22 protein-coding genes and 1 pseudogene are annotated in these 22,354 nt (G+C 68.1%); 7 read left to right on the top strand and 16 right to left on the bottom strand.

What is annotated here, in order from left to right; translation table 11 throughout:
* Positions 1-285: 285 nt before the first annotated feature.
* Positions 286-642 (bottom strand): ATP-binding cassette domain-containing protein, encoded by a 357-nt coding sequence (locus JOD27_RS20015; RefSeq protein WP_204763738.1) that lies wholly within the window; start codon positions 640-642, stop codon positions 286-288.
* A 174-nt stretch (positions 643-816) separates the two neighbouring features.
* Here JOD27_RS20015 and JOD27_RS20020 point away from each other — a divergent pair, with 174 nt between their 5' ends.
* A complete protein-coding gene (locus JOD27_RS20020; protein ID WP_204763739.1) occupies positions 817-1,236 on the top strand; it encodes a YciI family protein in 420 nt (139 codons plus the stop codon).
* A 4-nt stretch (positions 1,237-1,240) separates the two neighbouring features.
* On the opposite strand, the gene JOD27_RS20025 is transcribed toward JOD27_RS20020, so the two are convergent.
* Genes JOD27_RS20025 through JOD27_RS20040 form a run of 4 tightly spaced genes read right to left on the bottom strand, consistent with a single transcriptional unit; the run spans position 1,241 to position 4,189 of the window.
* Positions 1,241-1,837 (bottom strand): hypothetical protein, encoded by a 597-nt coding sequence (locus JOD27_RS20025; RefSeq protein ID WP_204763740.1) that lies wholly within the window; start codon positions 1,835-1,837, stop codon positions 1,241-1,243.
* 50 nt (positions 1,838-1,887) lie between these two features.
* Positions 1,888-3,300, bottom strand: coding sequence for a putative T7SS-secreted protein (locus JOD27_RS20030; RefSeq protein WP_204763741.1), 1,413 nt, complete (start codon positions 3,298-3,300; stop codon positions 1,888-1,890).
* Positions 3,297-3,809: a hypothetical protein gene (locus tag JOD27_RS20035; RefSeq protein ID WP_204763742.1), complete on the bottom strand. Its 513-nt coding sequence runs from the start codon at positions 3,807-3,809 to the stop codon at positions 3,297-3,299. The genes JOD27_RS20030 and JOD27_RS20035 overlap by 4 nt, the downstream gene beginning before the upstream one ends.
* Positions 3,806-4,189 (bottom strand): SseB family protein, encoded by a 384-nt coding sequence (locus tag JOD27_RS20040; RefSeq protein WP_204763743.1) that lies wholly within the window; start codon positions 4,187-4,189, stop codon positions 3,806-3,808. Before JOD27_RS20040 ends, JOD27_RS20035 begins: the two co-directional genes overlap by 4 nt.
* 192 nt (positions 4,190-4,381) lie before the next feature.
* On the opposite strand from JOD27_RS20040, the gene JOD27_RS20045 reads away from it, so the two are divergent.
* Positions 4,382-4,801 carry a YciI family protein gene (locus JOD27_RS20045; protein ID WP_204763744.1) on the top strand — a complete coding sequence of 140 codons (420 nt, stop codon included), beginning with the start codon at positions 4,382-4,384 and terminating at the stop codon, positions 4,799-4,801.
* A 64-nt stretch (positions 4,802-4,865) separates the two neighbouring features.
* On the opposite strand, the gene JOD27_RS20050 is transcribed toward JOD27_RS20045, so the two are convergent.
* The 4 genes from JOD27_RS20050 to JOD27_RS20065 form a co-directional block, all read right to left on the bottom strand.
* A complete protein-coding gene (locus JOD27_RS20050) occupies positions 4,866-5,903 on the bottom strand; it encodes a 3-isopropylmalate dehydrogenase (protein WP_204763745.1) in 1,038 nt (345 codons plus the stop codon).
* Between the two features lie 267 nt (positions 5,904-6,170).
* Positions 6,171-9,443 (bottom strand): S8 family serine peptidase, encoded by a 3,273-nt coding sequence (locus tag JOD27_RS20055; protein WP_372441714.1) that lies wholly within the window; start codon positions 9,441-9,443, stop codon positions 6,171-6,173.
* Positions 9,444-9,681: 238 nt separating this feature from the next.
* Positions 9,682-11,271 carry a phosphoglycerate dehydrogenase gene (serA, locus tag JOD27_RS20060; RefSeq protein WP_204763747.1) on the bottom strand — a complete coding sequence of 530 codons (1,590 nt, stop codon included), beginning with the start codon at positions 11,269-11,271 and terminating at the stop codon, positions 9,682-9,684.
* 214 nt (positions 11,272-11,485) lie between these two features.
* Positions 11,486-12,640, bottom strand: a complete 1,155-nt coding sequence (locus JOD27_RS20065; protein ID WP_204763748.1) for an epoxide hydrolase family protein — start codon at positions 12,638-12,640, stop codon at positions 11,486-11,488.
* 63 nt (positions 12,641-12,703) lie between these two features.
* On the opposite strand from JOD27_RS20065, the gene JOD27_RS20070 reads away from it, so the two are divergent.
* Entirely contained in the window at positions 12,704-13,654 is a 951-nt protein-coding gene (locus JOD27_RS20070; RefSeq protein ID WP_204763749.1) for a helix-turn-helix transcriptional regulator, read from the top strand.
* Between the two features lie 238 nt (positions 13,655-13,892).
* Here JOD27_RS20070 and JOD27_RS20075 read toward each other — a convergent pair whose 3' ends face one another.
* The 4 genes from JOD27_RS20075 to JOD27_RS20090 all read right to left on the bottom strand — a co-directional run bounded on the left by JOD27_RS20075 (position 13,893) and on the right by JOD27_RS20090 (position 17,600).
* Complete coding sequence (locus JOD27_RS20075) at positions 13,893-14,156, bottom strand: DUF397 domain-containing protein (RefSeq protein WP_204763750.1); 264 nt, start codon at positions 14,154-14,156, stop codon at positions 13,893-13,895.
* A 68-nt stretch (positions 14,157-14,224) separates the two neighbouring features.
* Positions 14,225-15,238, bottom strand: coding sequence for a ketol-acid reductoisomerase (ilvC, locus tag JOD27_RS20080; RefSeq protein ID WP_204763751.1), 1,014 nt, complete (start codon positions 15,236-15,238; stop codon positions 14,225-14,227).
* A gap of 23 nt (positions 15,239-15,261) precedes the next feature.
* Positions 15,262-15,768 carry an acetolactate synthase small subunit gene (ilvN, locus tag JOD27_RS20085; protein ID WP_030467896.1) on the bottom strand — a complete coding sequence of 169 codons (507 nt, stop codon included), beginning with the start codon at positions 15,766-15,768 and terminating at the stop codon, positions 15,262-15,264.
* The gene (locus JOD27_RS20090; RefSeq protein ID WP_204763752.1) at positions 15,768-17,600 is read right to left on the bottom strand and encodes an acetolactate synthase large subunit; all 1,833 of its coding nucleotides are present in this window, start codon (positions 17,598-17,600) and stop codon (positions 15,768-15,770) included. Before JOD27_RS20090 ends, ilvN begins: the two co-directional genes overlap by 1 nt.
* 233 nt (positions 17,601-17,833) lie before the next feature.
* Between JOD27_RS20090 and JOD27_RS20095 the strand changes: the two genes are divergently transcribed.
* From JOD27_RS20095 to ilvD, 3 genes are all read left to right on the top strand, one after another.
* Positions 17,834-18,229: a PH domain-containing protein gene (locus JOD27_RS20095; protein WP_204763753.1), complete on the top strand. Its 396-nt coding sequence runs from the start codon at positions 17,834-17,836 to the stop codon at positions 18,227-18,229.
* A complete protein-coding gene (locus JOD27_RS20100; RefSeq protein WP_204763754.1) occupies positions 18,226-18,663 on the top strand; it encodes a vitamin K epoxide reductase family protein in 438 nt (145 codons plus the stop codon). Before JOD27_RS20095 ends, JOD27_RS20100 begins: the two co-directional genes overlap by 4 nt.
* 84 nt (positions 18,664-18,747) lie before the next feature.
* Entirely contained in the window at positions 18,748-20,592 is a 1,845-nt protein-coding gene (ilvD, locus tag JOD27_RS20105) for a dihydroxy-acid dehydratase (RefSeq protein ID WP_204763755.1), read from the top strand.
* Between the two features lie 36 nt (positions 20,593-20,628).
* Here ilvD and JOD27_RS20110 read toward each other — a convergent pair whose 3' ends face one another.
* Positions 20,629-21,012 (bottom strand): winged helix-turn-helix transcriptional regulator, encoded by a 384-nt coding sequence (locus JOD27_RS20110; RefSeq protein WP_307830222.1) that lies wholly within the window; start codon positions 21,010-21,012, stop codon positions 20,629-20,631.
* A gap of 6 nt (positions 21,013-21,018) precedes the next feature.
* Between JOD27_RS20110 and JOD27_RS45075 the strand changes: the two are divergent.
* Positions 21,019-21,108, top strand: a pseudogene (locus JOD27_RS45075) (oxidoreductase); the annotation flags it as partial.
* Between the two features lie 239 nt (positions 21,109-21,347).
* Here JOD27_RS45075 and JOD27_RS20115 read toward each other — a convergent pair.
* Positions 21,348-21,593 carry a hypothetical protein gene (locus JOD27_RS20115; protein WP_204763757.1) on the bottom strand — a complete coding sequence of 82 codons (246 nt, stop codon included), beginning with the start codon at positions 21,591-21,593 and terminating at the stop codon, positions 21,348-21,350.
* 5 nt (positions 21,594-21,598) lie between these two features.
* The gene (locus JOD27_RS46685) at positions 21,599-22,333 is read right to left on the bottom strand and encodes a DoxX family protein (protein ID WP_204763758.1); all 735 of its coding nucleotides are present in this window, start codon (positions 22,331-22,333) and stop codon (positions 21,599-21,601) included.
* Between the last annotated feature and the right edge of the window lie 21 nt (positions 22,334-22,354).

Below are 22,354 nucleotides of genomic sequence, written 5' to 3' on the forward strand. Positions count from 1 at the left end.
AGGTCTGCGCGTCGGGTGCCAGGGGCGGCACTACCCGACGCGCTCGTCGATAATGATGGCGAGGTGCTGAGCCATGCTGCGGATGCTGCCACAGCTGAGCACGACGTACCAAGCGCCGGGAGGAAATCTCCCACTATCTGGTCATGCGAGGAAGGCCGCGGCGGCCTCGTCTCCCAGGTCCGGGGCCAGTTCGTGATCTGCCTGCGCACGTCTTGTCTCGACGAACGACAGTGCGCGGCCCAGAGCGGTCGCGATGTCCGCCGCCCTGCTCGCGGGGCGTGACGGTCAAGCAGAAGCCAGGTTCTTCGCGAACGCCTCGATCGACGCCGGTGTTGCGCGGGCTCTCGAGGAACGCCTGCTTCTGCCCATCTCCACCACCTCGGTGACCGTGAAGTCGAACTCGACCTGGGACTCCTGGGTCAGCGCGGCGAGGTCGCGGGCCACGTCGTGTCGCTTGTGGACGCCTGAGCCGCCGAGCAGGACCGTGCCCGCGTCGGGCTTCAGCGCCCGGTACACCCAGCGCAACGTGGTCGACTTGCCGCTGCCGTGCGGGCCGACGATGCCGACGACCTCGTTCTCGGCGTGCATCCTGACGTCTGCGATGATCCCCCGCACCGCGACGTCGTGGAGTTCGACGCGCATCAGCGGCCTCCGGCGCCTCGTCGCGCACACGGTGGTCTTCCAGTCTCCTGCGGTCTTCGCGGCGTTCGACCTGCCCGCTTCGCTGTGACCGAAAAAACTCGGCGGCCGTGTCGATCCGGTGCGCGGGCCGTTCGACCTGTGGGTGTCCACCACAGACGAGCAGGGAGACACACCATGAAGTTCATGCTGATCTGGCGCGCCACCGACGAGGCCTTCGCGAACCTGGGCGACGTCGACTTCGACCAGATGCTGGAGACCGTCGGCCGCTACAACGACGAGCTGATCCGCGCCGGCGTGCTGGTGGCCGCTGAAGGCCTGGCCGACGCGTCCGAGGGCGTGGTCGTCGACTTCTCCGCGGAGCCGCCGATCGTCACCGACGGCCCCTACGGCGAGACCAAGGAGCTGTTCAACGGCTTCTACATCATCAACGTCACCTCGAAGGAGGAGGCGATCGAGTGGGCCAAGCGGGCGCCGATGACCGGCCCCGGTTTCAAGACCGAGATCCGCCGGGTGCCGACGATCGACGAGTTCCCCCAGGACAACGAGTGGATCAAGAAGGAGCGCGCCTGGCGCGAGGTCACCGGCCAGCTCTGAGCTGTCACAGGGCCCCGCCGGCGCCGAAGCCCGGCTCGAAGCGGCGGAAGTACTCCAGGCAGTTCGCCATCTGGTGCTCGACGAGACCGAACTTGGGGGTGTCGTGCGGTTCCAGCATCGCGAGCACGTCGACGGACTCGGTTGTCTTCTCGCCGGGCACGAGGACCTCGGCCCGGTCACCCGGGAAGATGGACACCTTGTGCCCGACGTGCCACACGTCCCGCCGGGAACCCTTGACCAGCACCCTCCACGGCGGGCTGTGCTGCTCGGGGTTCTCCAGCTCACCGCGGATCTTGAGCAGGGCGTCGAACACGGAGTCGCCGGACGCCATCTTGCGGCCGAACGGGCCGTAGACGGCCATCTTGATCTCTTTCGCGGTCCACGCCTGCCACACGACGCGGCCCACCCAGAGCTGTTCCTTGCCGGACGCGGGATCCTTGCCGTAGAGCGGAACGTCCCGCGAGATGGCAGGGAACTCGCCGTCCTTCGTCCACTCCGGAAGCTCCTCGACCGGCTGCTGCGGGGGCGAGGGTGGCCGCATCGTGTTGGGCGGTGGCGGCAACGGCCGCTGCGGTGGGCGCATGGGGTGCTGGGGACGCATCGGCGGTTGTTGCGGGTGCATCGGGGCTGGCTCCTAAGATCGCCGTGACGTCACGCGTGCTTGGCCATGATGTCGCGCATCATCTGCCTCTGTTCGTTGATCGATTTCCACATCGCTTCCTGTTCCCAGGCCGGCAGCGTCGGCAGCACGTCCTGCATCCGGGCGACCGAGGCCTTCAGCTGGAAGTACTCGCCGCGAGCGGGTTGCGGAAGGTCTTCTGGCTCTCTGACCTTCGGTTGCTCGTCCGGCTCGCGTTTCGGTTCCTCGGCAGGAGAGTCGGGCTCGCGGTGCTCCGGCGTGTCCGGATCCCGGTCGTGCGAAGGGAGATCGTCCAGATCTGTCTTCTGTGGACCGAACGGCTCGTCGGGGTGCGGGTTGGTGTAGTCCGGCGTGTGCGACGGCGGCTCGTAGCCCTCGCGGAGCCACGGCGGGGAACCGTCGTCCAGGTGCTTGCCGAGCTGGGTGGCGGCCTGCTCGGTCGCTTCCCGCGCGGCGGTCTCCGCTGCCTCGCGGGCGATCGCCTTCTCGGCCGTGCCGGCCAAACCCGCGCCGTCGGTCGCGATGCCGATGGCGATGTCACCGGTCAGCTGTCCCAGCGCGGAGAACGGGTCCTTCTTCCACTCCTCGAAGTTGAGGAGGCCCTTCAGCGCCTCGGTCGGGTGCGTGACCATGTGCACCATCCCGGAGGCCTGTTTCATCATGTTGGCCGCGTACTCGCCGGGATGGGAGATGTTGTACGGGTCGAGCGGGTTGCCCGCCCTGAGCAGCTGCACCAGGTTGAGGGCGGACTTGGTCAGACCGTCGTTGAAGGACCCGATCTGCTCGGAGGTCTTGTCGACCATGTCCTCGAACGTGGCGGCGAACTTGGACAGGAAGCCCGGTTCCTCCGGCGCCTTGTCCTTCGCCTTGGTGACCACGGACGCGGTCTGCGCGGCCGCGTCCCGCAAGGCTTTCCGGGCGTCGGCGAGGATGCGCTCGGCCATCTCCCGCTTGGCCTGTCCCGGATCACTGAACGGGGCGAGCGGTCCCGGTGCGGCGTCACCGTTGAAGACAGCGTCAAGCGACGCCTTCTGGTGTTGTGCCGCCACGGCCTCGTACTGCTTCTCGGCGGCCTTTGTCTCGGCCTTGGCCTCGTTGTAGATCCGGATCGCCTCGGCGGCGTCGCGCTGGGCGCGTTCGACCGCGCCCTTGTACGTCGTCAACGCCTCGACCACCGGCCCGAACGCCTCCGCGGCGTCGCGCCACTTCGGCGTCTCCTTGGAGAAGTAGCCGCCGAACTTCTCGGCCGCCTCTCCCGTCCAGTGGCCGACGTCCAGTTTGGACACTCCGGCGTACGCCTCCTGGCAGGCGGTCGAAAGCTTGCGCAGCCCCGTCGCCGTTTCTTCGAGGGTCGCCACGCTGCCGGGAACCAGCTCGGTGGGATCGTCGGTGTCGCCGAGCTCGCTGCGGCCGAAGAGGCTCACGCGCGATCACCGGCCTTCTTGAACGAGGTCTCCTCGCCCATCACGTCCTTCACGGACGAGTTCCACGCGTCGTCCATGCCCTTCGTGGCCTTGTCCCACTCCTGTCCGACCGACGTCGGCTGCAGGGACTGTTCCAGCTCCATCCACGACTGCTTCGTCGGGTCGGTGTGGGCGTGCGGGTTGCCGATGAGGAGCTGAAAGGCCTTCTTCGCCTTGTCCTCGGCCTCTTCGTACACGCTCTTGGTGTCGGTGAGCGCGGAGACCATCTCCGTGCCTTCCTTCACCAGGTGCCGCAGACCCCACCGCCACCGCTCGAAGAACTCGGTGAACGCCTCGGCCAGCGCCTCGTCGCCGCACTCGTCCTCGTCGGGGCAGATGAACCCGAAGGTCGCCGTGGCGGACGCGAGATGCCCGCCGTCGGGCGCGATCTCCTTCAGCGCGGCGACGGTGTCGTTGATGCCCTTGATCGCCTGCCCCATCGCACCGAGGTCGACGCCGAACCCGGTCACGCGGTCACCGCCAGCTCGTCGGCGACGACACCGCGCACCGGCGGCAGCGTCATCATGTGCTCGGCGCCGTTGTCGAACACGACACCGGTGGGCCGGGGCAACGCCGGCAGGTAGTGGTCGAGCAGTCGCTCGCCGGTGACCGCCAGATAGCTGACGTCGATGCTCTCGCGCCTGGCCTCCAGGTGCTGCTTCAGCAGTTCGAGACTGGAGAAGGCGGCGAGCCAGTTCAGCCCTTCGATCTTGATGACGGGCAACGACAGCGGATCGATCCGCTGCAGGTACACCGTGCTCTGCCGGAAGGCTTTCAGGAACGCCTCCGGGTTTCCCCCACCTTCGCGGTAGCGCCGCGCGTGCGCGACCGCCTCGTTTTCCTCGTGCATGCCTCTCCCGTTCAACCAATCCCCCCAGATCGGCAGCGCCGTACGTTACCGGCCACTCACTTTCCGTGCCCGCGCAGGCGTTCAACTGAGGTTCGCGTCACCTCGGGAAAAAAGTTCCGGGGGTCGTGTCGATCCGGCACGAGGCCTGTTCGACCTGTGGACGTCCAACACAGACGAACAGGGAGACACACCATGAAGTTCATGCTGATCTGGCGCGCCACCGACGAGGCGTGGGCGAACCTGGGCGACGTCGACTTCGACAAGATGCTCGAGCTCACCGGCGCGTTCAACGAGGAGATGATCCGCGCGGGCGTGCTGCTCGCGGCCGAGGGCCTGGACGACCCGAACCAGGGCGTCGTCGTGGACTTCTCCGCCGAACCGCCGATCGTCACCGACGGCCCGTACGGCGAGGCCAAGGAACTGTTCAACGGCTTCTACATCATCAACGTCGCCTCGAAGGAGGAGGCGATCGAGTGGGCGAAGCGGGCGCCGATCAGGGCGGCCGGGTTCAAGACGGAGATCCGGCGGGTGCCGACGATCGACGAGTTCCCCCAGGACAACGAGTGGATCAAGAAGGAGCGGGCGTGGCGCGAGTCCACCGGCCAGCTGTGAAAGTACGCGGGGACCTTTCGTACTCTCCGACAGTACGAAAGGTCCCCGCGTGACTTCTGAGACGTCAGCCGGTGCGGACGTTCGAGGAGACGAGCGCGGCCAGGCGGTCACCGATCGCGTAGGTCGCACCCGGTGACTGGTGGTCGCGCGTCGCCAGGTCGAACGCCACGGAGGCCTCGATCCGGCGCGACGCCTCGTGCTCGCCGAGGTGGTCGAGCAGCAGCGCCACGGACAGCACGGCCGCGGTCGGATCCGCGATGCCCTGCCCGGCGATGTCCGGTGCCGAGCCGTGCACGGGCTCGAACATCGACGGGTTGCGGCGCGTCACGTCCAGGTTTCCCGACGCGGCCAGGCCGATGCCACCCGTGACGGCGGCGGCGAGGTCGGTCAGGATGTCGCCGAACAGGTTGTCCGTCACGATCACGTCGTAGCGGCCAGGGTCGGTGACCATGTGGATCGTGGCCGCGTCGACGTGCTGGTACGCCACGGTCACGTCCGGGTGCTGCAGCGAGACCTCCTCCACGACGCGCGACCACAACGAGCCGGCGTGCGTGAGGACGTTCGTCTTGTGCACCAACGTCAGATGGCGGCGCTGGCGGGCCGACGCACGCGCGAACGCGTCACGGACGACACGCTCGACTCCGAACGACGTGTTGAGCGAGACCTCGGTCGCGATCTCGTGCGGGGTGTCCTTGCGGAGCAGACCGCCGTTGCCCGCGTACGGACCCTCGGTGCCCTCGCGGACCACCACCATGTCGATCTCCGGCGGGTCCGCGAGCGGGCTGCGGACGCCGGGGTAGAGACGCGCTGGGCGGAGGTTCACGTGGTGGTCGAGCTCGAAGCGCAGCCGCAGCAGCAGCCCGCGCTCCAGGATTCCGCTCGGCACCGACGGGTCGCCCACCGCGCCGAGCAGGATCGCGTCGTGCTGGCGAAGCTCACCCAGCACCGACTCGGGCAACAACTCTCCCGTGGCGTGCCAGCGCGCCGCGCCGAGGTCGTAGCGAGTGATCTCGGCCGCCGGAACGACCTCGCCGAGGACCTTCAGGGCCTCAGCGATGACCTCGGGCCCGATCCCGTCTCCTGGGATCACTGCGAGCCGCATCCACACACCTCCCAGGTTTCCGTCCCCAATTAGTGGGACTACTTTCCTTCGCGAAAGGCTACCGGCATCACGGCCACTCGCCGCATGCCGGACACCCCTTCGGGGTGTTCTCTCCCGTACTGCGGGACACCCACACGGCCCATTCCGCACTTTCGGCTGTCACTCGATCGCAGGAAGGCTGTCGCGTCAAGGGGTGACACCCCTGCTTACAACGATGAAGGGAACCTTCCTCCACGGAAGGTTCCCTTCATCAATCAAACGTCGGACCTAGACGGCCGAGGTGCGGCCGCCCGAGCAGACGTAGACGACCGACGCGCGGTCGCCACTGGCGTTGTGGTGGTTGAGCACCAGCAGGCCGTCGGACTTGTCGGCCTTCAGCGCGGCCTCGTCCTTGTTCACCACGAGCGCGGTGCCCGGCTTGGCGAGGTACGAGAGCGCCGCGTCGCCGCCGCCCTGCACCCACAGACCCGGCTTGAGCGGGTCGTAGGACAGGTTGCGGTCGATCACGTCGATCAGGCCGTTCGCGTTGCCCGGCGCCGGGTAGAAGCCGGTGGTGCCGGCGACGTACGAGATGCGCGCGGTGTCCTTCGCCGGGTCGATGCCGAGCGCCGTGAGGAGCACAGGCAGGACCGCGACGTTGGTGTCGGCGGTGTTGGTGTCGACGTCACCGAACAGGCCGTTGACCGCCTGGATGTCGACGGTCGCGCCGGTCTTGAGGTTGACCGTCGTGGCGACCAGGAGGTCGGTGTCGGTCAGCCGCGACGCGTACGTCTCGAAGTCGGCGGTGCCGTCGCCGTTCGTGTCGATGTCGATGAACGGAACGGTGTTGGTGCCGAGGTTGTACCAGTTGCCCCACGTCGCGATGCCGAACGCGAGCAGCGCCTCCTCCGGCTTGCCCTGCGCCTTCGCCAGCGGGGCCGTGGAGGCCGCGCCGACGTAGCGCAGGTCGCCGCCCTTGGCGGTCTCGTTGCGCGCGCAGTTCTCGGTGACGTTGCGGCGGCAGTCGCGCAGCTTCGGCGACTGTGCCTGCAGCTCGAGAACGCTGATCAGCGAGCGGTACGCCTGCGAGCCCGTGCCCTGGTCGACGCCGCGGCCGGTCACGTTGAGGACCGTCTGCGTGTCCTTGCCGCGGAACTTGAGGGTGGACGCGGTGTGGATGTCCGACACCGGCTTCGGCGCCGAGTACACCGACAGGCGCAGCGGCACCGTGGCACCCGCGGTCGGCGTGAGGGTCACGCGACCGGAGGCGTCCGCGAGGAACTGCCGCGGGGTGTCGAGCTGCGTCGGCGCGACGGTCGGGTCGACCGTCTTGCGCAGTGCCTTCGGGTCGTCGATCTTCAGGGTGACCTTGACGCGCGCGACACCGCGCGGGCTCAGCTTCACCTTGTCCTGCGAGAGGACGTAGCTCACGCCGGGGATCGACGTGGCGGCGGTGTAGCCGACCTTGTACTCCACGGACTTCGTCGACTTGTTGACGATCTTGATCGTCTTGGTCTTCGAGACCGGCTTGGCGACCTCGACGACGCCGAAGTTCGCGCTCACGTAGCCGGGGTCGTCCTCGACGTAGGCCAGGACCTGGTTGTCGATCGCGGCCTTGCCGTCCACGCGGCCGGTGCCGATGCGGTTGGGAGCGAAGGTCTTGCCGTTCTCCTGCACGTCGGCGCCCGCGGTGTTCATGATCGCGGCCTTGACCTCTTCCAGCGTGTAGTCCGGGTGCGTCTGGCGCACCAGGGCCGCGATGCCGGCGACGTGCGGGGAGGCCATCGACGTACCGGAGATCACCATGCGGTCGTTGCCGGAACCGACGGCGGTCGACGAGATCGTGTCACCGGGCGCCGCGACGTCCGGCTTGATCGAGCCGTTGCGGGTGCCGCGGCTCGTGAACGAGCTCGGCGTGTCCGAAATGGACTGGTCGTAGGTCGGCACCGTGGTACGCAGGATGCCCGCGAGGCGGACCTTCAGCGTGCCCGCGTCCAGCAGCGGACGCAGCTGCTTGGTGGCGTCGCCGGTGAACTGGAACACCGGGATGGTCGCGTTGCCCGCGATGCCCGCGTTGAAGTTGTTCAAAGTGGACGAAAGCACCACGCCCTCGGCACCGGCGGCCTGCGCGTTGTTGCTGCGGCCTGCCGATCCACAACGGCGCGTCGCGTCGTTGTCGTCCCACTCCAGCCACAGGAACTTGCCCGCGAAGTTGCCGGTGATCGGCTGGCAGCCGTCGAGGTTGCCGGCCTGGGTCAGCTTCGCGACCGGCAGGGTCTTGTCGTAGCCCAGGTAGCCGGTGAAGTTCTGGCTGTACTGGCCCGGCTTCGCCTGGCCGTTCGCCTCGGCGCCGTCACGCAGCACGTACGAGTCGCGCACGGACGCGACGGTCAGCGCCTCCGGCGTGTTGCCCGGCGAGCCGCCGATGTCGTACAGGTCACCGCCGTTGCCCGCGGAGAAGACCGGCATGACGCCGACCTTGTACAGCTTCTTCACGAAGAGGCTGTCGGGGTCGTCGGGGGCGCCGTAGTCGGAGCCGAGCGACAGGTTGACCACGTCGAGGTGGTCGGAGAAGTCGCCGTCGCCGTCGGGGTCGAGTGCCCAGTCGAGCGCCTGCGAGGTGACGTTGGTCGAGCCCTCGCAGCCGAAGACCTTCAGCGCGTAGATGAGGGCCTTCGGCGCGGTGCCGGGGCCGATCTTCATCGCGTTGAGCTTGTCGGCGTCGAGCTTGGTGTAGTCGCCCTTGAAGGTGCTGCCGTCCGCGTTCTCACCGAAACCGGCGGTGGTGCCGGCGACGTGCGAGCCGTGACCGTTGCAGTCGATGGGGTTCGGGTCGGGCTTCGGCGTGTTGATCGCCGGGTCCTTGCTCGCCCCGTCGTAGTCCTCGCCGACGAAGTCGTAGCCGCCGACGACCTTGGCGGTCGGGAAGTTCGGGTTCGCCTTGCGCGGGTCGACGGCCTTGAACGCCTCGACCGTGCCGGGACCACCGAAGTTCGCGTGCGTGTAGTCGACACCGGTGTCGATGATGCCGACGCGCACGTCGTCGCCGAGCTTGCCGTACTGCTGCCAGACGTTGAGCGTCCTGGTGAGCTGCACAGCGTTGGAGTTCGTGCGCTTCTTCGGCACGACCGGGTACACCGCGGCGACGTCCGAGCGGTTCGCCAGCTCACGGACCTTCGCGGCCTCCGCCGTCACGACCACGCCGGGAACACCGTTGGAGGTGCGGTAGAGCTCCTTGGTGGCGGTGTCCTTGGCCTTGAGCGCGCCGACGACCTGGTCGACCGTCGCCGACACGTCGTTCTTCGCCTGCTTGGCCGCCTGCTTCGCGGCCTCTTTGCCCTGCGGTTTCTTCTCCTCGAAGGCGTCCACGGCAGGCTTGCGGTCCAACTCGACGAACGCGGTGACCTGGCCGGACTGGTTCAAGCGGGGAGAAACCTTGAGCTGCAACGCGTTCGCGTCCAGCTTGTGTGCACCCTTGACCGGTTGCGCGAGCGGTTCGCTCTGCGCCTGAGCCGTGGCGGGTGCGATCAGCAGTGTGGTGATGGCAGAGAACACCACCAGACTTGATCGTCTCTTCACAACGTTGCCCCAAACGAGGAGTGTGCTTTCGACCCGTGCACAGTGCCGCGCCCTCTACGGCACCGGGTCAACCTCGTGGGGAACCTAATCGTTGAGGCGTCGTTGCGACTGCCCCGAAAGTATGAAGTTTGCTTGCAGACAGTTGCCTGTTACGTGTTCGTTGTGAAGAGTCGCAGACACGGGAGGGGGATTTTGCCGTCCCCCTCCCGGTTTGTCGTGACTATCCGAAGTCGACACTCCGCACGGTGCGCGCACCCACGGCGGCACCGATCGGGTCGAGCACGGCCGTGTCGACGGGGCGGTCCACCCGCAGCACCATGACCGCGTCCGCACCGGTCTGGCTGATCTGCGCGGCCTCGATGTTCACACCGGCCTCGCCGAGCAGCGTGCCGACCGTGCCCATGACACCCGGACGATCCGGGTACTCCAGCAGCAGCACGGTTCCTTCGGCCCTCAGGTCGAAGTTGCGGCCGTTGATGTTCACCAGCTTCTCGACCTGAGCGATACCGCTGATGGTGCCGGAAACGCTGTTGCTGCTGCCGTCCGCGTGCACGGCCTTGACCGTGACGAGGCTGCGGTGGTTCGGGCTCTCGGTCTCCTTGACCACGTCGACGTTCACGCCGAGGTCCGCGGCGAGCTGCGGGGCGTTGACGAACGTCACCTGCGACTCGACGACGCTGGCGAAGACGCCGCGCAGAGCCGCGAGCGGCAGCACGTCGACGTCCTCATTGGACAGTTCGCCGCGCACCTCGACCGTGACGCTGGTCGGCGCCTTCGGCGACAGTGCACTGAGGACAGTGCCGAGCTTCTGCACGAGCGGCAGGTACGGCCGCACCTCCTCGCCGACCGCGCCACCCTGGACGTTGACGGCGTCCGGCACGAACTCGCCGGCGAGCGCGAGGATGACGCTCTTCGCGACGTCCGTGCCCGCGCGGTCCTGGGCCTCCGTGGTGGACGCGCCGAGGTGCGGCGTGACGACGATGCCCGGCACGTTGAAGAGCGGGTTCTCGGTGGTGGGCTCGGTCGAGAAGACGTCGATGCCGGCGCCGCCGACCTGACCCTCCTTGACCGCCTCGGCGAGGGCTTCCTCGTCGATGAGGCCACCGCGGGCGGCGTTGACGATGATGACGCCCCGCTTGGCCTTCGCAAGCTGCTCCGCACCGATGAGCCCCTTGGTCTCCGGGGTCTTCGGCAGGTGGATGGAGATCGCGTCCGCGCGCTCCAGCAGCTCCTCGAGGCTGACGAGCTCGATGCCGAGCTGCGCGGCCCGTTGCGCGGACACGTACGGGTCGTACGCGATCAGCGTGGTGCCGAAGGCGGCGATGCGCTGCGCGAACAGCTGACCGATCTTGCCGAGCCCGACGACACCGACCGTCTTGCCGTTGAGCTCGACACCGTTGAACTTGCTGCGCTTCCACTCGTGGTTCTGCAGCGTCTCGTGGGCAGCGGGAATCTGCCGCGCGACGCTCAGCAGCAGCGCGACGGCGTGCTCGGCTGCACTGACGATGTTGGACGTAGGCGCGTTGACGACCATCACGCCGTTGGCGGTGGCCGCCGGAACCTCGACGTTGTCCAGGCCGACACCCGCGCGGGCCACGACCTTCAGCTTGCGGGTGGCGGCGAAGACCTCGGCGTTGACCTGCGTGGCGGACCTGACGAGGAGGGCGTCCGCGTCCTGCACGGCCTCGAGCAGGGCCGCACGGTCGGTGCCGTCTACGTGGCGCACTTCAACACCGTCGCCGAGAGCGTCCAGGACGGACGGTGCGAGCTTCTCGGCGATGAGGACAACAGGTCGGCTCGTGTTGGTCACGGACATCGCTCCCAGAACGGTCGGATCGTGGGGCGCGGGCGTGGTCGGGGGCGGCTGGCCCGCGCCGACCGGGCACCGCAATGTGTCCGGACTGTTAACGAGCATAGACAGGGGGGTTGTCCGGGCCTGTGGCGGGTGGCTCAGGTCACGTTGCTGTCCTGAGGTGTGGGACGACCCTCGCGCCACGGCCGGAACCGCGGCGCGACGGCCGGTTTCAGCGCAGGCCGGCGAAGAACTTCCGGACGTCGCCGACGAGCAGGTCCGGAACCTCCATGGCGGCGAAGTGCCCACCGCGGTCGAACTCCGACCAGTGCACGATGTTGTGTTCGCGTTCCAGTGCGTGCCGGATCGACACGTCCAGGGGGAACACCGCGACCCCTGTCGGCACCTCGGAACGCTCGCTCGCACCCCAGGCCCCGGCGTGCGCGGTCTCGTAGTAGCTGTTGGCGGAGGACCCGGCGGTGCCGGTCAGCCAGTACAGCATCACGTTGGTGAGCAACAGGTCCCGGTCCACCGCGTCCTCCGGCAGCTCGGCGGCCGGATCGGTCCACTCCTTGAACTTCTCCACGATCCAGGCCAGCTGCCCTGCCGGGGAGTCGTGCAGTCCGTGTGCCAGCGTCTGCGGCCGGGTGATCTGGATCATCACGTACCCGGACCCCTCTGTCTTCAGGTACGACAGGTGCGCGAGCCGCGCCCGTTCCGCATCGGTCAGCTCAGCCGCCTCTTCCTGGCTGATCTCGGTGAACGCGGAGAGTCCGTTCGCGTGCACGCCCACGACCCGAGCGGGGTCGAGCCGGCCGAGGCCGGGGCCGACGACCGCGCCGGTGTCGCCGCCCTGGACGCCGTAGCGGTCGTAGCCGAGCCTCTTCATCAGCTCGGCGTACGCCCTGGTCACCCGGTTGGTGTCCCACCCGGCCTCGCGGGTCGGCCAGGAGAAGCCCGTGCCGGGGTTCGACGGGATCACCAGGTGGAACGCGTCCGCGGGATCGCCGCCGTGCGCCCGCGGGTCGGTCAGCGGGCCGATCACGTTGAGGAACTCGACGACCGAGCCGGGCCAGCCGTGGATCAGGACCAGCGGCAGCGCGTCCGCTTCCGGTGAGCGCACGTGCAGGAAGTGGATGTTCTGCCCGTCGATCTCGGTGGTGAACTGCGGGTAGGAGTTCAGCTCCTTCTCGTGCACGCGCCAGTCGTAGCCGTCGCGCCAGTACTCGGCCAGTCCCCTGAGGTAGCTCACCGGCACCCCGCGGCTCCAGCCGGCGCCCGGCAGGTCCGCGGCCCACCGGGTCCTGGCGAGCCGGTCCCGCAGGTCGTCCAGGTCGGCCTGGGGAACGTCGATGGTGAAGGGCCGGATCTCGGTGTTGTGCTCCATGCCGACAACGCTAGGAGCCGGTTAGGTCAGGTTCGGTCCTAACCGCGTGGCAGGCTTCGAATCATGCGGGAAACCTCGGCACGGCTGCTGCGACTGCTCTCCCTCCTGCAGGCCCGGCGCGACTGGTCAGGCGCCGAGCTGGCGGAACGGCTGGAGATCACCCCGCGCACCGTGCGTCGTGACATAGATCGGTTGCGGGAACTCGGTTATCCCGTGCACGCGACCGCGGGCACCGCCGGCTACCGGTTGGGCGCCGGCGCGGACCTGCCGCCGTTGTTGCTCGACGACGACGAGGCCGTGGCGGTCGCGATGGGTCTGCGCACGGCCGCCGGCGGTTCGATCACCGGCATCGAGGAGACCTCGGTGCGGGCGCTGGCCAAGGTCGAACAGGTGCTGCCGTCCCGGTTGCGGCACCGGATCAACGCCCTGCAGTCGATGACGGTGCCGATGACCAGCGCCGGCCCCACCGTCGACCCGAGCACGCTCACGGCCATAGCGGCCGCCTGCCGCGACTCGGTGCGCCTGCGCTTCGACTACCGCACGCACGACGGGACCAGCAGCGTCCGCACGACCGAGCCGCACCGGCTGGTGCACTCCGGCCGGCGCTGGTACCTCGTCGGCTGGGACGTCGACCGTCAGGACTGGCGCACCTACCGGGTGGACCGCCTCGACCCGCGCATCCCGACGGGACCCCGGTTCACCCCACGCACCCCGCCCGACCCCGATCTGGGCGGCTACACCTCGCGGGCGATCTCCACGTCGGCCTACCGCTACCAGGCCAGGTTCACCCTGCACGTCAGCGCCGAGACCGCGGCGGAACGCATCGCCCCCACCACCGCGACGCTGGAACCGATCGACGAGCACAGCTGCACGTTGCGCGCCGGATCCAACTCACTGGACGAACTGGCCGTCTACGTGGCGGGCAAGGGTTTCGCCTTCCAGGTGCACGAACCACCAGAGCTCGTCGAGCACATCAGGACGCTGGCGGCGCTCTTCGCCGCCGCGACCGAGTAGCGCGGCCGCAAAAACCGGCTGACCGCGACCCCGGCGCCTTGCTAGCTTCCGCGCATGGGGTGCCTGACAGAACTCAGGAAAACGCAACAGCAACTCCCCCGCCTCGGTGCCGAGAAGCTCGCGGCGGCGAGGGCGCTGATCGAAGCCACGGGGGCACGGCGCCGCGCGGACCGTCTCGACTCCCCGGCCGCGCACCGCGGACCGAGGTCACGCGGCCGGTTCACCGATCTCGTGGCGCCTACCAGGGCTCGTCGAACTCGCCATCTTTGGCACCCGCCACGAAAGCGTCCCACTCGGCCATGGTGAAGACGAGGACGGGTTCCAGCTGCTTGGAGTTGCGCATGGCCACGTAGGTGGCGCCGTCGGTGTGCGGGACGAAGGCGATCTCGACGTGGCCGTCTTCCGGTTCCGGCTCCGGCGGGCGCTTCCACTCCGCGTCGCGGAGGTCCAGGTTGCCGCGCACGTGGGCCTTGTCGTCGTAGATCGGCGCACTTTCGGTCATGCGCCAGAAGTTAGCGGAAAGGCCCGCGGAGCGTCACACACGCTCCACGGGCCTCCCTGGGGAAAAGCTCAGGCGGTCTCGGTGATCGGCCGGTCGACCCACGACATCATGTCGCGGAGCTTCTTGCCGGTTGCCTCGATCGGGTGGTTCTCGCCCTCCTGCTGCAACTTGCGGTAGTTGGCGCGGCCATTGTCGTCCTCCGCCACCCACTCGTTCGCGAAGGTGCCGTCCTGGATCTCGCCCAGGATCTTCTTCATCTCCTCCTTGACCGACGCGGTGATGACGCGCGGGCCGCGGGTCAGGTCGCCGTACTCCGCGGTGTCGGAGATGGAGTACCGCATGCGGGCGATGCCGCCCTCGTACATGAGGTCGACGATCAGCTTCAGCTCGTGGAGGCACTCGAAGTACGCGACCTCGGGGGCGTAGCCCGCCTCGGTCAGCACCTCGAAGCCAGCCTGGACGAGAGCGGAAGCGCCACCGCACAGGACGGCCTGCTCGCCGAAGAGGTCCGTCTCGGTCTCTTCCTTGAACGTCGTCTTGATGACGCCGGCACGGGTGCCGCCGATGCCCTTGGCGTAGGACAGGGCGAGGGCCTGCGCGTTGCCGGAAGCGTCCTGCTCGACCGCGATCAGAGCCGGAACGCCCTTGCCGTCGACGAACTGGCGGCGCACCAGGTGGCCCGGACCCTTCGGGGCGACCATGGCAACGTCCACACCGGACGGAGCCTCGATCAGGCCGTAGCGGATGTTGAAGCCGTGGCCGAAGAAGAGCGCGTCGCCCTCCTTCAGGTTCGCCGCGATCTCGTTAGCGTAGATGTGGCGCTGGGCGGTGTCCGGCGCCAGGATCATGATCACGTCGGCCCACGCGGAGACCTCGGACGGCGTGCCGACCTCCAGGCCCTCCTCCTCGGCCTTGGCGCGGGACTTGGAGCCCTCCTGCAGGCCGATGCGGACCTCGACGCCGGAGTCGCGCAGCGACAGCGCGTGGGCGTGGCCCTGGCTGCCGTAGCCGATCACGGCCACCTTGCGGCCCTGGATGATGCTCAGGTCGGCATCGTCGTCGTAGAAGATCTCGACGCTCACAGTGTTTCCTTCTTTCTAGATCTTTATCGCACCGCGGTGGCGGTGATGGAACGAGCGCCACGGCCGATGGCGACCATGCCGGACTGGACGATCTCGCGAAGCCCGTAGGGCTCCAGCATGCGCAGCAACGCGTCGAGCTTCTCAGACGTGCCCGTCGCCTCGATTGTGACCGCCTCCGGCGACACGTCGACGACCTTTGCGCGGAACAGCTGAACAGTTTCCAAAACCTGCGAACGCACCGTGGCGTCGGCCCGGACCTTGATCAACACCAGTTGCCGCTGAACGGAAGCGGTCGGCTCCAGCTCGACGATCTTGATGACGTTGATGAGTTTGTTGAGCTGCTTGGTCACCTGCTCCAGGGGCAGCTCGTCGACCGAGACCACGATGGTCATGCGGGAGATGTCGGGGTACTCGGTGCGGCCGACCGCGAGCGACTCGATGTTGAAGCCGCGGCGGGAGAACAGGCCGGCGACGCGTGCGAGCACACCGGGCTTGTCCTCGACCAAAACGCTCAGGGTGTGCCTGGTCATCACAGATCCTCGTCGAACAGGGGGCGGATGCCGCGGGCGGCCATGATCTCGGAGTTGCCGGTGCCCGCCGCGACCATCGGCCACACCTGGGCGTCCTTGCCGACGACGAAGTCGACCACGACCGGCCTGTCGTTGATCTCCAGCGCCTTCGCGATCACCTCGTCCACCTCCTCGCGCGACTCGGCCCGCAGGCCGACGCAGCCGAGCGCCTCTGCCAGGAGCTTGAAGTCCGGGATGCGGTGCTTGTGCGTGCCCAGGTCGGTGTTGGAGTACCGCTCGCCGTAGAACAGGGTCTGCCACTGGCGGACCATGCCCAGGTTGCCGTTGTTGATCACGGCGATCTTGACGGGCAGGTTCTCGATGGCGCAGGTGGCCAGTTCCTGGTTGGTCATCTGGAAGCAGCCGTCGCCGTCGATGGCCCACACCGTGCGGTCCGGCTCGCCAGCCTTGATGCCCATCGCGGCGGGAACCGCGAAGCCCATCGTGCCGAGGCCGCCGGAGTTGATCCACGTGCGGGGCTGCTCGTACTTCACGAACTGCGCGGCCCACATCTGGTGCTGGCCGACGCCCGCCGTGTAGATCGTGTCGGCCGGCGACAGCGCGCCGATCCGCTCGATCACGTACTGCGGCGACAGCGTGCCGTCGTCCGGCCAGTCGTAGCCGAGCGGGAACGTCTCCCGCAGCGAGTTCAGCGTGTCCCACCACGGCGTGAGGTCGACCTTCTTGGCCGTCTCGCGCTCGGTGCGGACCGCGTCGATCAGCTCGGTGATGATCTCCTTGCAGTCGCCCACGATCGGGACGTCCGCGCGGCGGTTCTTGGAGATCTCGGCCGGGTCGATGTCGGCGTGGATGATCTGCGCGTCGGGGGCGAACGAGTTCAGCTGACCGGTGACGCGGTCGTCGAACCGGGCACCCAGCGCGATCAGCAGGTCCGACTTCTGCATCGCCGCGACGGCCGCGACGGTGCCGTGCATGCCGGGCATGCCGAGGTGCTGCTGGTGCGAGTCGGGGAACGCGCCGCGCGCCATCAGCGTGGTGACGACCGGGATGCCGGTGTCCTCGGCCAGGCGCAGCAGCTCGGCGGACGCGTCCGCCTTGATGACGCCGCCGCCCACGTACAGCACGGGCTTGCGCGCGCCGACGATCAGCTTGGCCGCTTCGCGCACCTGCTTGCCGTGCGGCCGGGTCGTCGGCCGGTAACCGGGCAGGCGCAGTTCGGGCGGCCAGGAGAAGCTCGTGGTCTCCTGCAGCACGTCTTTCGGGATGTCGACGAGGACAGGGCCGGGTCGGCCGGTCGCCGCGATGTGGAACGCCTCCGCGATCGCCCGCGGGATCTCCGCGGCGTCGGTCACGAGGACGTTGTGCTTGGTGATCGGCATCGTGATGCCGCAGATGTCCGCCTCCTGGAAGGCGTCCGTGCCGATCAGCGGCCGCGACTGCTGGCCGGTGATCGCGACGACGGGCACGGAGTCCATGTTCGCGTCCGCGAGCGGGGTGACGAGGTTCGTCGCACCCGGTCCCGAGGTCGCCATGCAGACCCCGACCTTGCCGGTGGCCTGCGCGTATCCGGTCGCCGCGTGTCCTGCGCCCTGCTCGTGGCGGACGAGGATGTGCCGGACCTTCGTGGAGTCCAGCAGCGGGTCGTACGCGGGAAGGATGGTCCCGCCGGGAATGCCGAACACCACTTCGCAGCCGACCGCCTCGAGCGATCGCACAAGCGACTGAGCACCGGTTACACGAATCGGTGCGCCACTGGGCGGGGCCGGTTTCGGCCGCGGACCTGGACGTGGCGACGTGGGCTCGGAAGCCTGTCGCGATGGTGCGCTGGTCATCTCATTGCCTCGTGGGTATCGGGGTCCGGACACGAAAAAACCCTCGACAACCCAGAAGAAGGGTCGTGCGAGGGTCGCGCGTCGACGCAGGCTGTTCGGCTCAGGCGTCGACGCGCCTGAGAAGTACGAGAACGAGCGTGCGCTGCATGAAGCGGACGTTATCTCCTCGCGCAAGAGTGCGTCAACTCTGCGAGACAGGATTCCCGGATCGTGGACGTGGAACAATCCTTCGAGTGAAGAAGCTGGTCTTTCGCGTCCCGGCAACGGCCCTGCTCGCGGCGGGTCTGATCGCCATCTGCGTCACTCCTGTGGCGTGGGCCATTCCGGGACTGCAGGCGCTCTACGTTCTGCCGCTCGGGTACGCGTACTGGGTCATCCGCAACCGCACCACCGTGACGGAGGAGGAGCTCGTCGCGCGCGGGCTGTTCGGCTCGACCACCGTGAAGTGGGACGAGGTGAAGTCCATCCGGCTGGTCCACAAGGGCTGGTTGAAGGCCGTGAAGACGGACGACTCCGAAGTGACGCTGCCCGCGGTGCGGTTCATGCACCTGCCGGCGTTGTCGGCGGTCAGCGGTGGGCGTGTTCCTGACCCGACCATCACAGAGGACTCCGTAGAGTCCGAGCAGTGATCAAACGGGTTCCGCTGATCAGCCTGCTGCTGTCCATCGCAGGCCTGCTGACCTCGGCCTACCTGACGTACACGCACTTCGACGCGAGTGCGCTGCTGTGCTCTGCCGACGCGGTCGTCGACTGCGAGACCGTCACCACGAGCGAGCAGTCGGAGCTGATGGGCATCCCCGTCGCGTTCCTCGGACTGGCGTTCTTCGCGTTCCTGACCGTGATCTGCCTCCCGTTCGCGTGGCGGATCGAGGCGCTGAAGTGGGTGCGGCTCGGCGCGATCGGCGTCGGCATGCTGATGGTCGTCTACCTGGTGGCGGCCGAGTTCCTGCTCATCGGCAAGATCTGCCTGTGGTGCACCGCTGTGCACGTCATCACGCTCGCACTGGCCTGTCTGCTGGTCTGGGCGAGTCTGGCTGGAACTCCCGCTCCGGGCCCCGAGTAACCTTTGAGGCACCGCTCCCAGACTGGTGGACGCCTCACCCGGCCGTCCCGCGCGCTTTTTTCTTGAACTGAATCTGGAGGAGCAGTGCCTCAGCTCCGCTCTCGCACCACCACGCACGGCCGCAACGCAGCCGGTGCCCGCGCTCTCTGGCGCGCGACCGGCATGACCGACGGCGACTTCGGCAAGCCCATCATCGCGATCGCCAACTCCTACACGCAGTTCGTGCCGGGTCACGTGCACCTGCGGGACCTCGGCGACATCGTGGCCGAGGCGGTGCGCGAGGCGGGTGGCGTGCCGCGCGAGTTCCACACCATCGCGGTCGACGACGGCATCGCCATGGGCCACAGCGGGATGCTCTACTCGCTGCCCAGCCGCGAGATCATCGCCGACTCCGTCGAGTACATGGTCAACGCGCACCAGGCCGACGCGATCGTCTGCATCTCGAACTGCGACAAGATCACCCCCGGCATGCTGAACGCGGCGATGCGGCTCAACATCCCCGTCGTGTTCGTGTCCGGCGGGCCGATGGAGGCCGGCAAGGCCGTCGTCGTCGAGGGTGTCGCCGTCGCGCCGACGGACCTCATCACCGCGATCGCCGCGTCCGCTTCTCCCGCCGTGAACGAGGAGGGGCTCTCCGAGGTCGAGCGCTCCGCGTGCCCGACGTGCGGTTCGTGCTCCGGCATGTTCACCGCGAACTCGATGAACTGCCTCACCGAGGCGCTGGGCCTCTCGTTGCCGGGCAACGGGTCCACGCTCGCCACCCACGCCGCGCGCCGCGAGCTGTTCTCCGAGGCCGGCCGCGTGATCGTGGAGCTGTGCAGGCGCTGGTACGGCGAGGACGACGAGTCGGTGCTGCCGCGCTCGATCGCGAACCGCAAGGCGTTCGAGAACGCGATGGCCCTCGACATGGCCATGGGCGGCTCGACGAACACGGTGCTGCACATCCTCGCCGCCGCGCAGGAGGGCGAGATCGACTTCACGTTGCAGGACATCGACGACCTGTCCCGCCGCGTGCCGTGCCTGTCCAAGGTGTCGCCGAACTCCGACTACCACATGGAGGACGTGCACCGGGCCGGCGGAATTCCCGCGCTGCTGGGCGAACTGGACCGCGCCGGGCTCCTGAACCGCGACGTGCACTCCGTCCACTCGCCGGACCTGGAGTCGTGGCTCGCGAAGTGGGACATCCGGGCGGAGAACCCGTCGCCAGAGGCGATCGAGCTGTTCCACGCGGCTCCCGGCGGCGTGCGCACGACCGAGGCGTTCTCGACGTCGAACCGTTGGTCCTCTTTGGACACCGACGCCGCGAAGGGCTGCATCCGCGACATCGAGCACGCCTACACGAAGGACGGCGGCCTGGCCGTGCTGCGCGGCAACCTGGCCGAGCGCGGCGCGATCATCAAGGCCGCGGGCATCGACGAGGAGCTGTGGCGCTTCGAGGGCCCGGCGCGCGTCGTCGAGTCCCAGGAGCAGGCGGTCTCGGTGATCCTCAACAAGGAGATCCAGGCCGGCGAGGTGCTGGTCGTGCGGTACGAGGGCCCGTCAGGCGGCCCCGGTATGCAGGAGATGCTGCACCCCACGGCGTTCCTGAAGGGCTCCGGCCTCGGCAAGAAGTGCGCGCTGATCACGGACGGCCGGTTCTCCGGCGGTTCGTCGGGCCTGTCGATCGGCCACATCTCGCCGGAGGCGGCGGGCGGCGGCACGATCGGCCTCGTCGAGAACGGCGACCGGATCCTGATCGACGTGCACGAGCGTCGGCTCGAGCTGCTGGTGGACGACGAGGTGCTGGCCGAGCGGCGCGCCAAGATGGAGGCGTCGGAGCGGCCGTGGCAGCCGGTGGACCGGATCCGGCCGATCACGGGTGCGCTGCGGGCGTACGCGCGGATGGCAACGGACGCGTCGACGGGCGCGGTGCGCGACCCCAGCCGGTAACCACGCTTTGTTCGTGCTGCCCTGGCCGGATTCCGGTCAGGGCAGCTCTGTTTTGGCGGTGTCGTACCTCTCGACGTTCGCGAGGACCTCGTCCATGTGCTCCTGCGCCCAGCTCCTCAGCCCGCGGGTCAGCTCGTGCAGCGACCGGCCGAGGTCGGTCAGCTCGTAGGAAACGGTGACGGGGACGGTCGGCGTCACCGTACGGGTCAGCAGTCCGTCGCGCTCCAACGACCTCAACGTCTGGGTCAGCATCTTCTGGCTGACTCCGGCCAGCATCCGGGCGAGTTCGGAGTACCGCATCGGGCCTCCGCCGAGCGCGCACAGGACCAGGACGACCCACTTGTCCGAGATCCGGTCCAGCAGCTGCCGGCTCGGGCAGCCCGCCAGGAACGCGACTTGACCGTCTCGCGGTTCGGCCACGGCGCCATGCAACTGGCCGGACCTGGGGTCATGGGCCCGCCCGCCGATCGCGACGGCGCTCTGGCGGTGCTGCGTGCGGCGGTCGACCTCGGCATCACCCTGAGGGTGATTTCGGCAGGCAGCCGCGCTTCGATCATGAAGATGGCGCTCTCATGGCTGCCAACTGCACGGTTGGCAGCAGTTGCGGTGATCAGCAAACGTTTGCGTCAGCATTTCTCTACCGCCAACTCGGCAGCCACGTGCATTAGAACGCGACCATCCGGGCTTTCGGAGACGAGCACCAGACCGCCCAGCCCCCTGCCCGACTCAACGGAGCACAACCAAGCCGCGACGGTCTACCGGACAGCGAGCGCTAGCGCCAGACTGACCCCGAACACGAGCCAGCCCGTCAGCGGACCCCTCACGGGCTGGTCCGTTCTCTTGACCATGATGCCGCTGACGACCAGACCTGCGAGCAGGCCGAGCGGCGGTAGCAGGGACTTCGCGGTGAGACCGAACGGGAACGCCACCAGGTAGACGATCGGAATCCCGATCACCAGCAGGGCGAGCTGGAGCAGCGCTCCCGTCAGGTTCTTCCGCACGGGGTTTATCGGAACACGAAGAACGTCACCGCCGCACCACCCGCTCCGAGCAGGAGTGCGATGAAACCGGCCGCCACCGGGTGACGGAACCAGCTGCGGTTGTAGTCCAGCGCGGCCCGGCCGGGTCCTGCGAACAGCGCCGCGAACGCCATCCCCGCGAGAGCCAGTTCCAGCTCCACTCCGTTGGGGCCGAAGAAACCGCCCTTGTACTTCAACGCAATGACGTTGGCCATCACCGCGAGCAGGCCAGCGGCGGCCAGCGGCGTGAAGAGACCCAGCACGAGCAGGCTGCCGCCCGCGAGCTCCGTGACGCCGGTGACCCAGGCGAGGACGACCGACTCGCGGTAGCCCATCTTCTCGAGCGACTGCGCGAAGCCGTTGATGCCGGGACCGCCGAAGAGACCGAAGACCTTCTGCAGGCCGTGCAGGATGAAGATGCCGCCGAGCACGGCACGCAGCCCGAGCAGACCGAGGTCGGGACCGACGGTCCAGCCGAACTTCTTGCGCTCGTCCTCGAACGGGTCGTCGTCCGCGAACGAGGGCTTGTCCACAGTGGACTTGTCCAGCGGCGTGTAACCCGTCGTGTCGAACGCCTTCGTCGTCGAGTCGTACGGCGACGCCGCTTCGCCGACTCTGGTCGTGCTGTCGTCGAAGTGGTGCACTCCCCCTCCGCTGCTCGAGTAGAACGAGTCGTCGGAGAAAGCGCTCGAGGTGGTCGAGCCTTTGTCGTGAGTAGCCACGCCCGCACGCTAGGAGACCCG

Source organism: Lentzea nigeriaca, from assembly GCF_016907955.1.
In the GTDB taxonomy this organism is placed as follows: Bacteria; Actinomycetota; Actinomycetes; order Mycobacteriales; family Pseudonocardiaceae; genus Lentzea; species Lentzea nigeriaca.

Coding starts and splice junctions, on each gene's coding strand:
- JOD27_RS20015 (WP_204763738.1), bottom strand. CDS start 642: ATGCGCGTCGAACTCCACGACGTCGCGGTGCGGGGGATCATCGCAGAC.
- JOD27_RS20020 (WP_204763739.1), top strand. CDS start 817: ATGAAGTTCATGCTGATCTGGCGCGCCACCGACGAGGCCTTCGCGAAC.
- JOD27_RS20025 (WP_204763740.1), bottom strand. CDS start 1,837: ATGCGTCCCCAGCACCCCATGCGCCCACCGCAGCGGCCGTTGCCGCCA.
- JOD27_RS20040 (WP_204763743.1), bottom strand. CDS start 4,189: ATGCACGAGGAAAACGAGGCGGTCGCGCACGCGCGGCGCTACCGCGAA.
- JOD27_RS20045 (WP_204763744.1), top strand. CDS start 4,382: ATGAAGTTCATGCTGATCTGGCGCGCCACCGACGAGGCGTGGGCGAAC.
- JOD27_RS20050 (WP_204763745.1), bottom strand. CDS start 5,903: ATGCGGCTCGCAGTGATCCCAGGAGACGGGATCGGGCCCGAGGTCATC.
- JOD27_RS20065 (WP_204763748.1), bottom strand. CDS start 12,640: ATGGAGCACAACACCGAGATCCGGCCCTTCACCATCGACGTTCCCCAG.
- JOD27_RS20070 (WP_204763749.1), top strand. CDS start 12,704: ATGCGGGAAACCTCGGCACGGCTGCTGCGACTGCTCTCCCTCCTGCAG.
- JOD27_RS20075 (WP_204763750.1), bottom strand. CDS start 14,156: ATGACCGAAAGTGCGCCGATCTACGACGACAAGGCCCACGTGCGCGGC.
- ilvN (WP_030467896.1), bottom strand. CDS start 15,768: ATGACCAGGCACACCCTGAGCGTTTTGGTCGAGGACAAGCCCGGTGTG.
- JOD27_RS20090 (WP_204763752.1), bottom strand. CDS start 17,600: ATGACCAGCGCACCATCGCGACAGGCTTCCGAGCCCACGTCGCCACGT.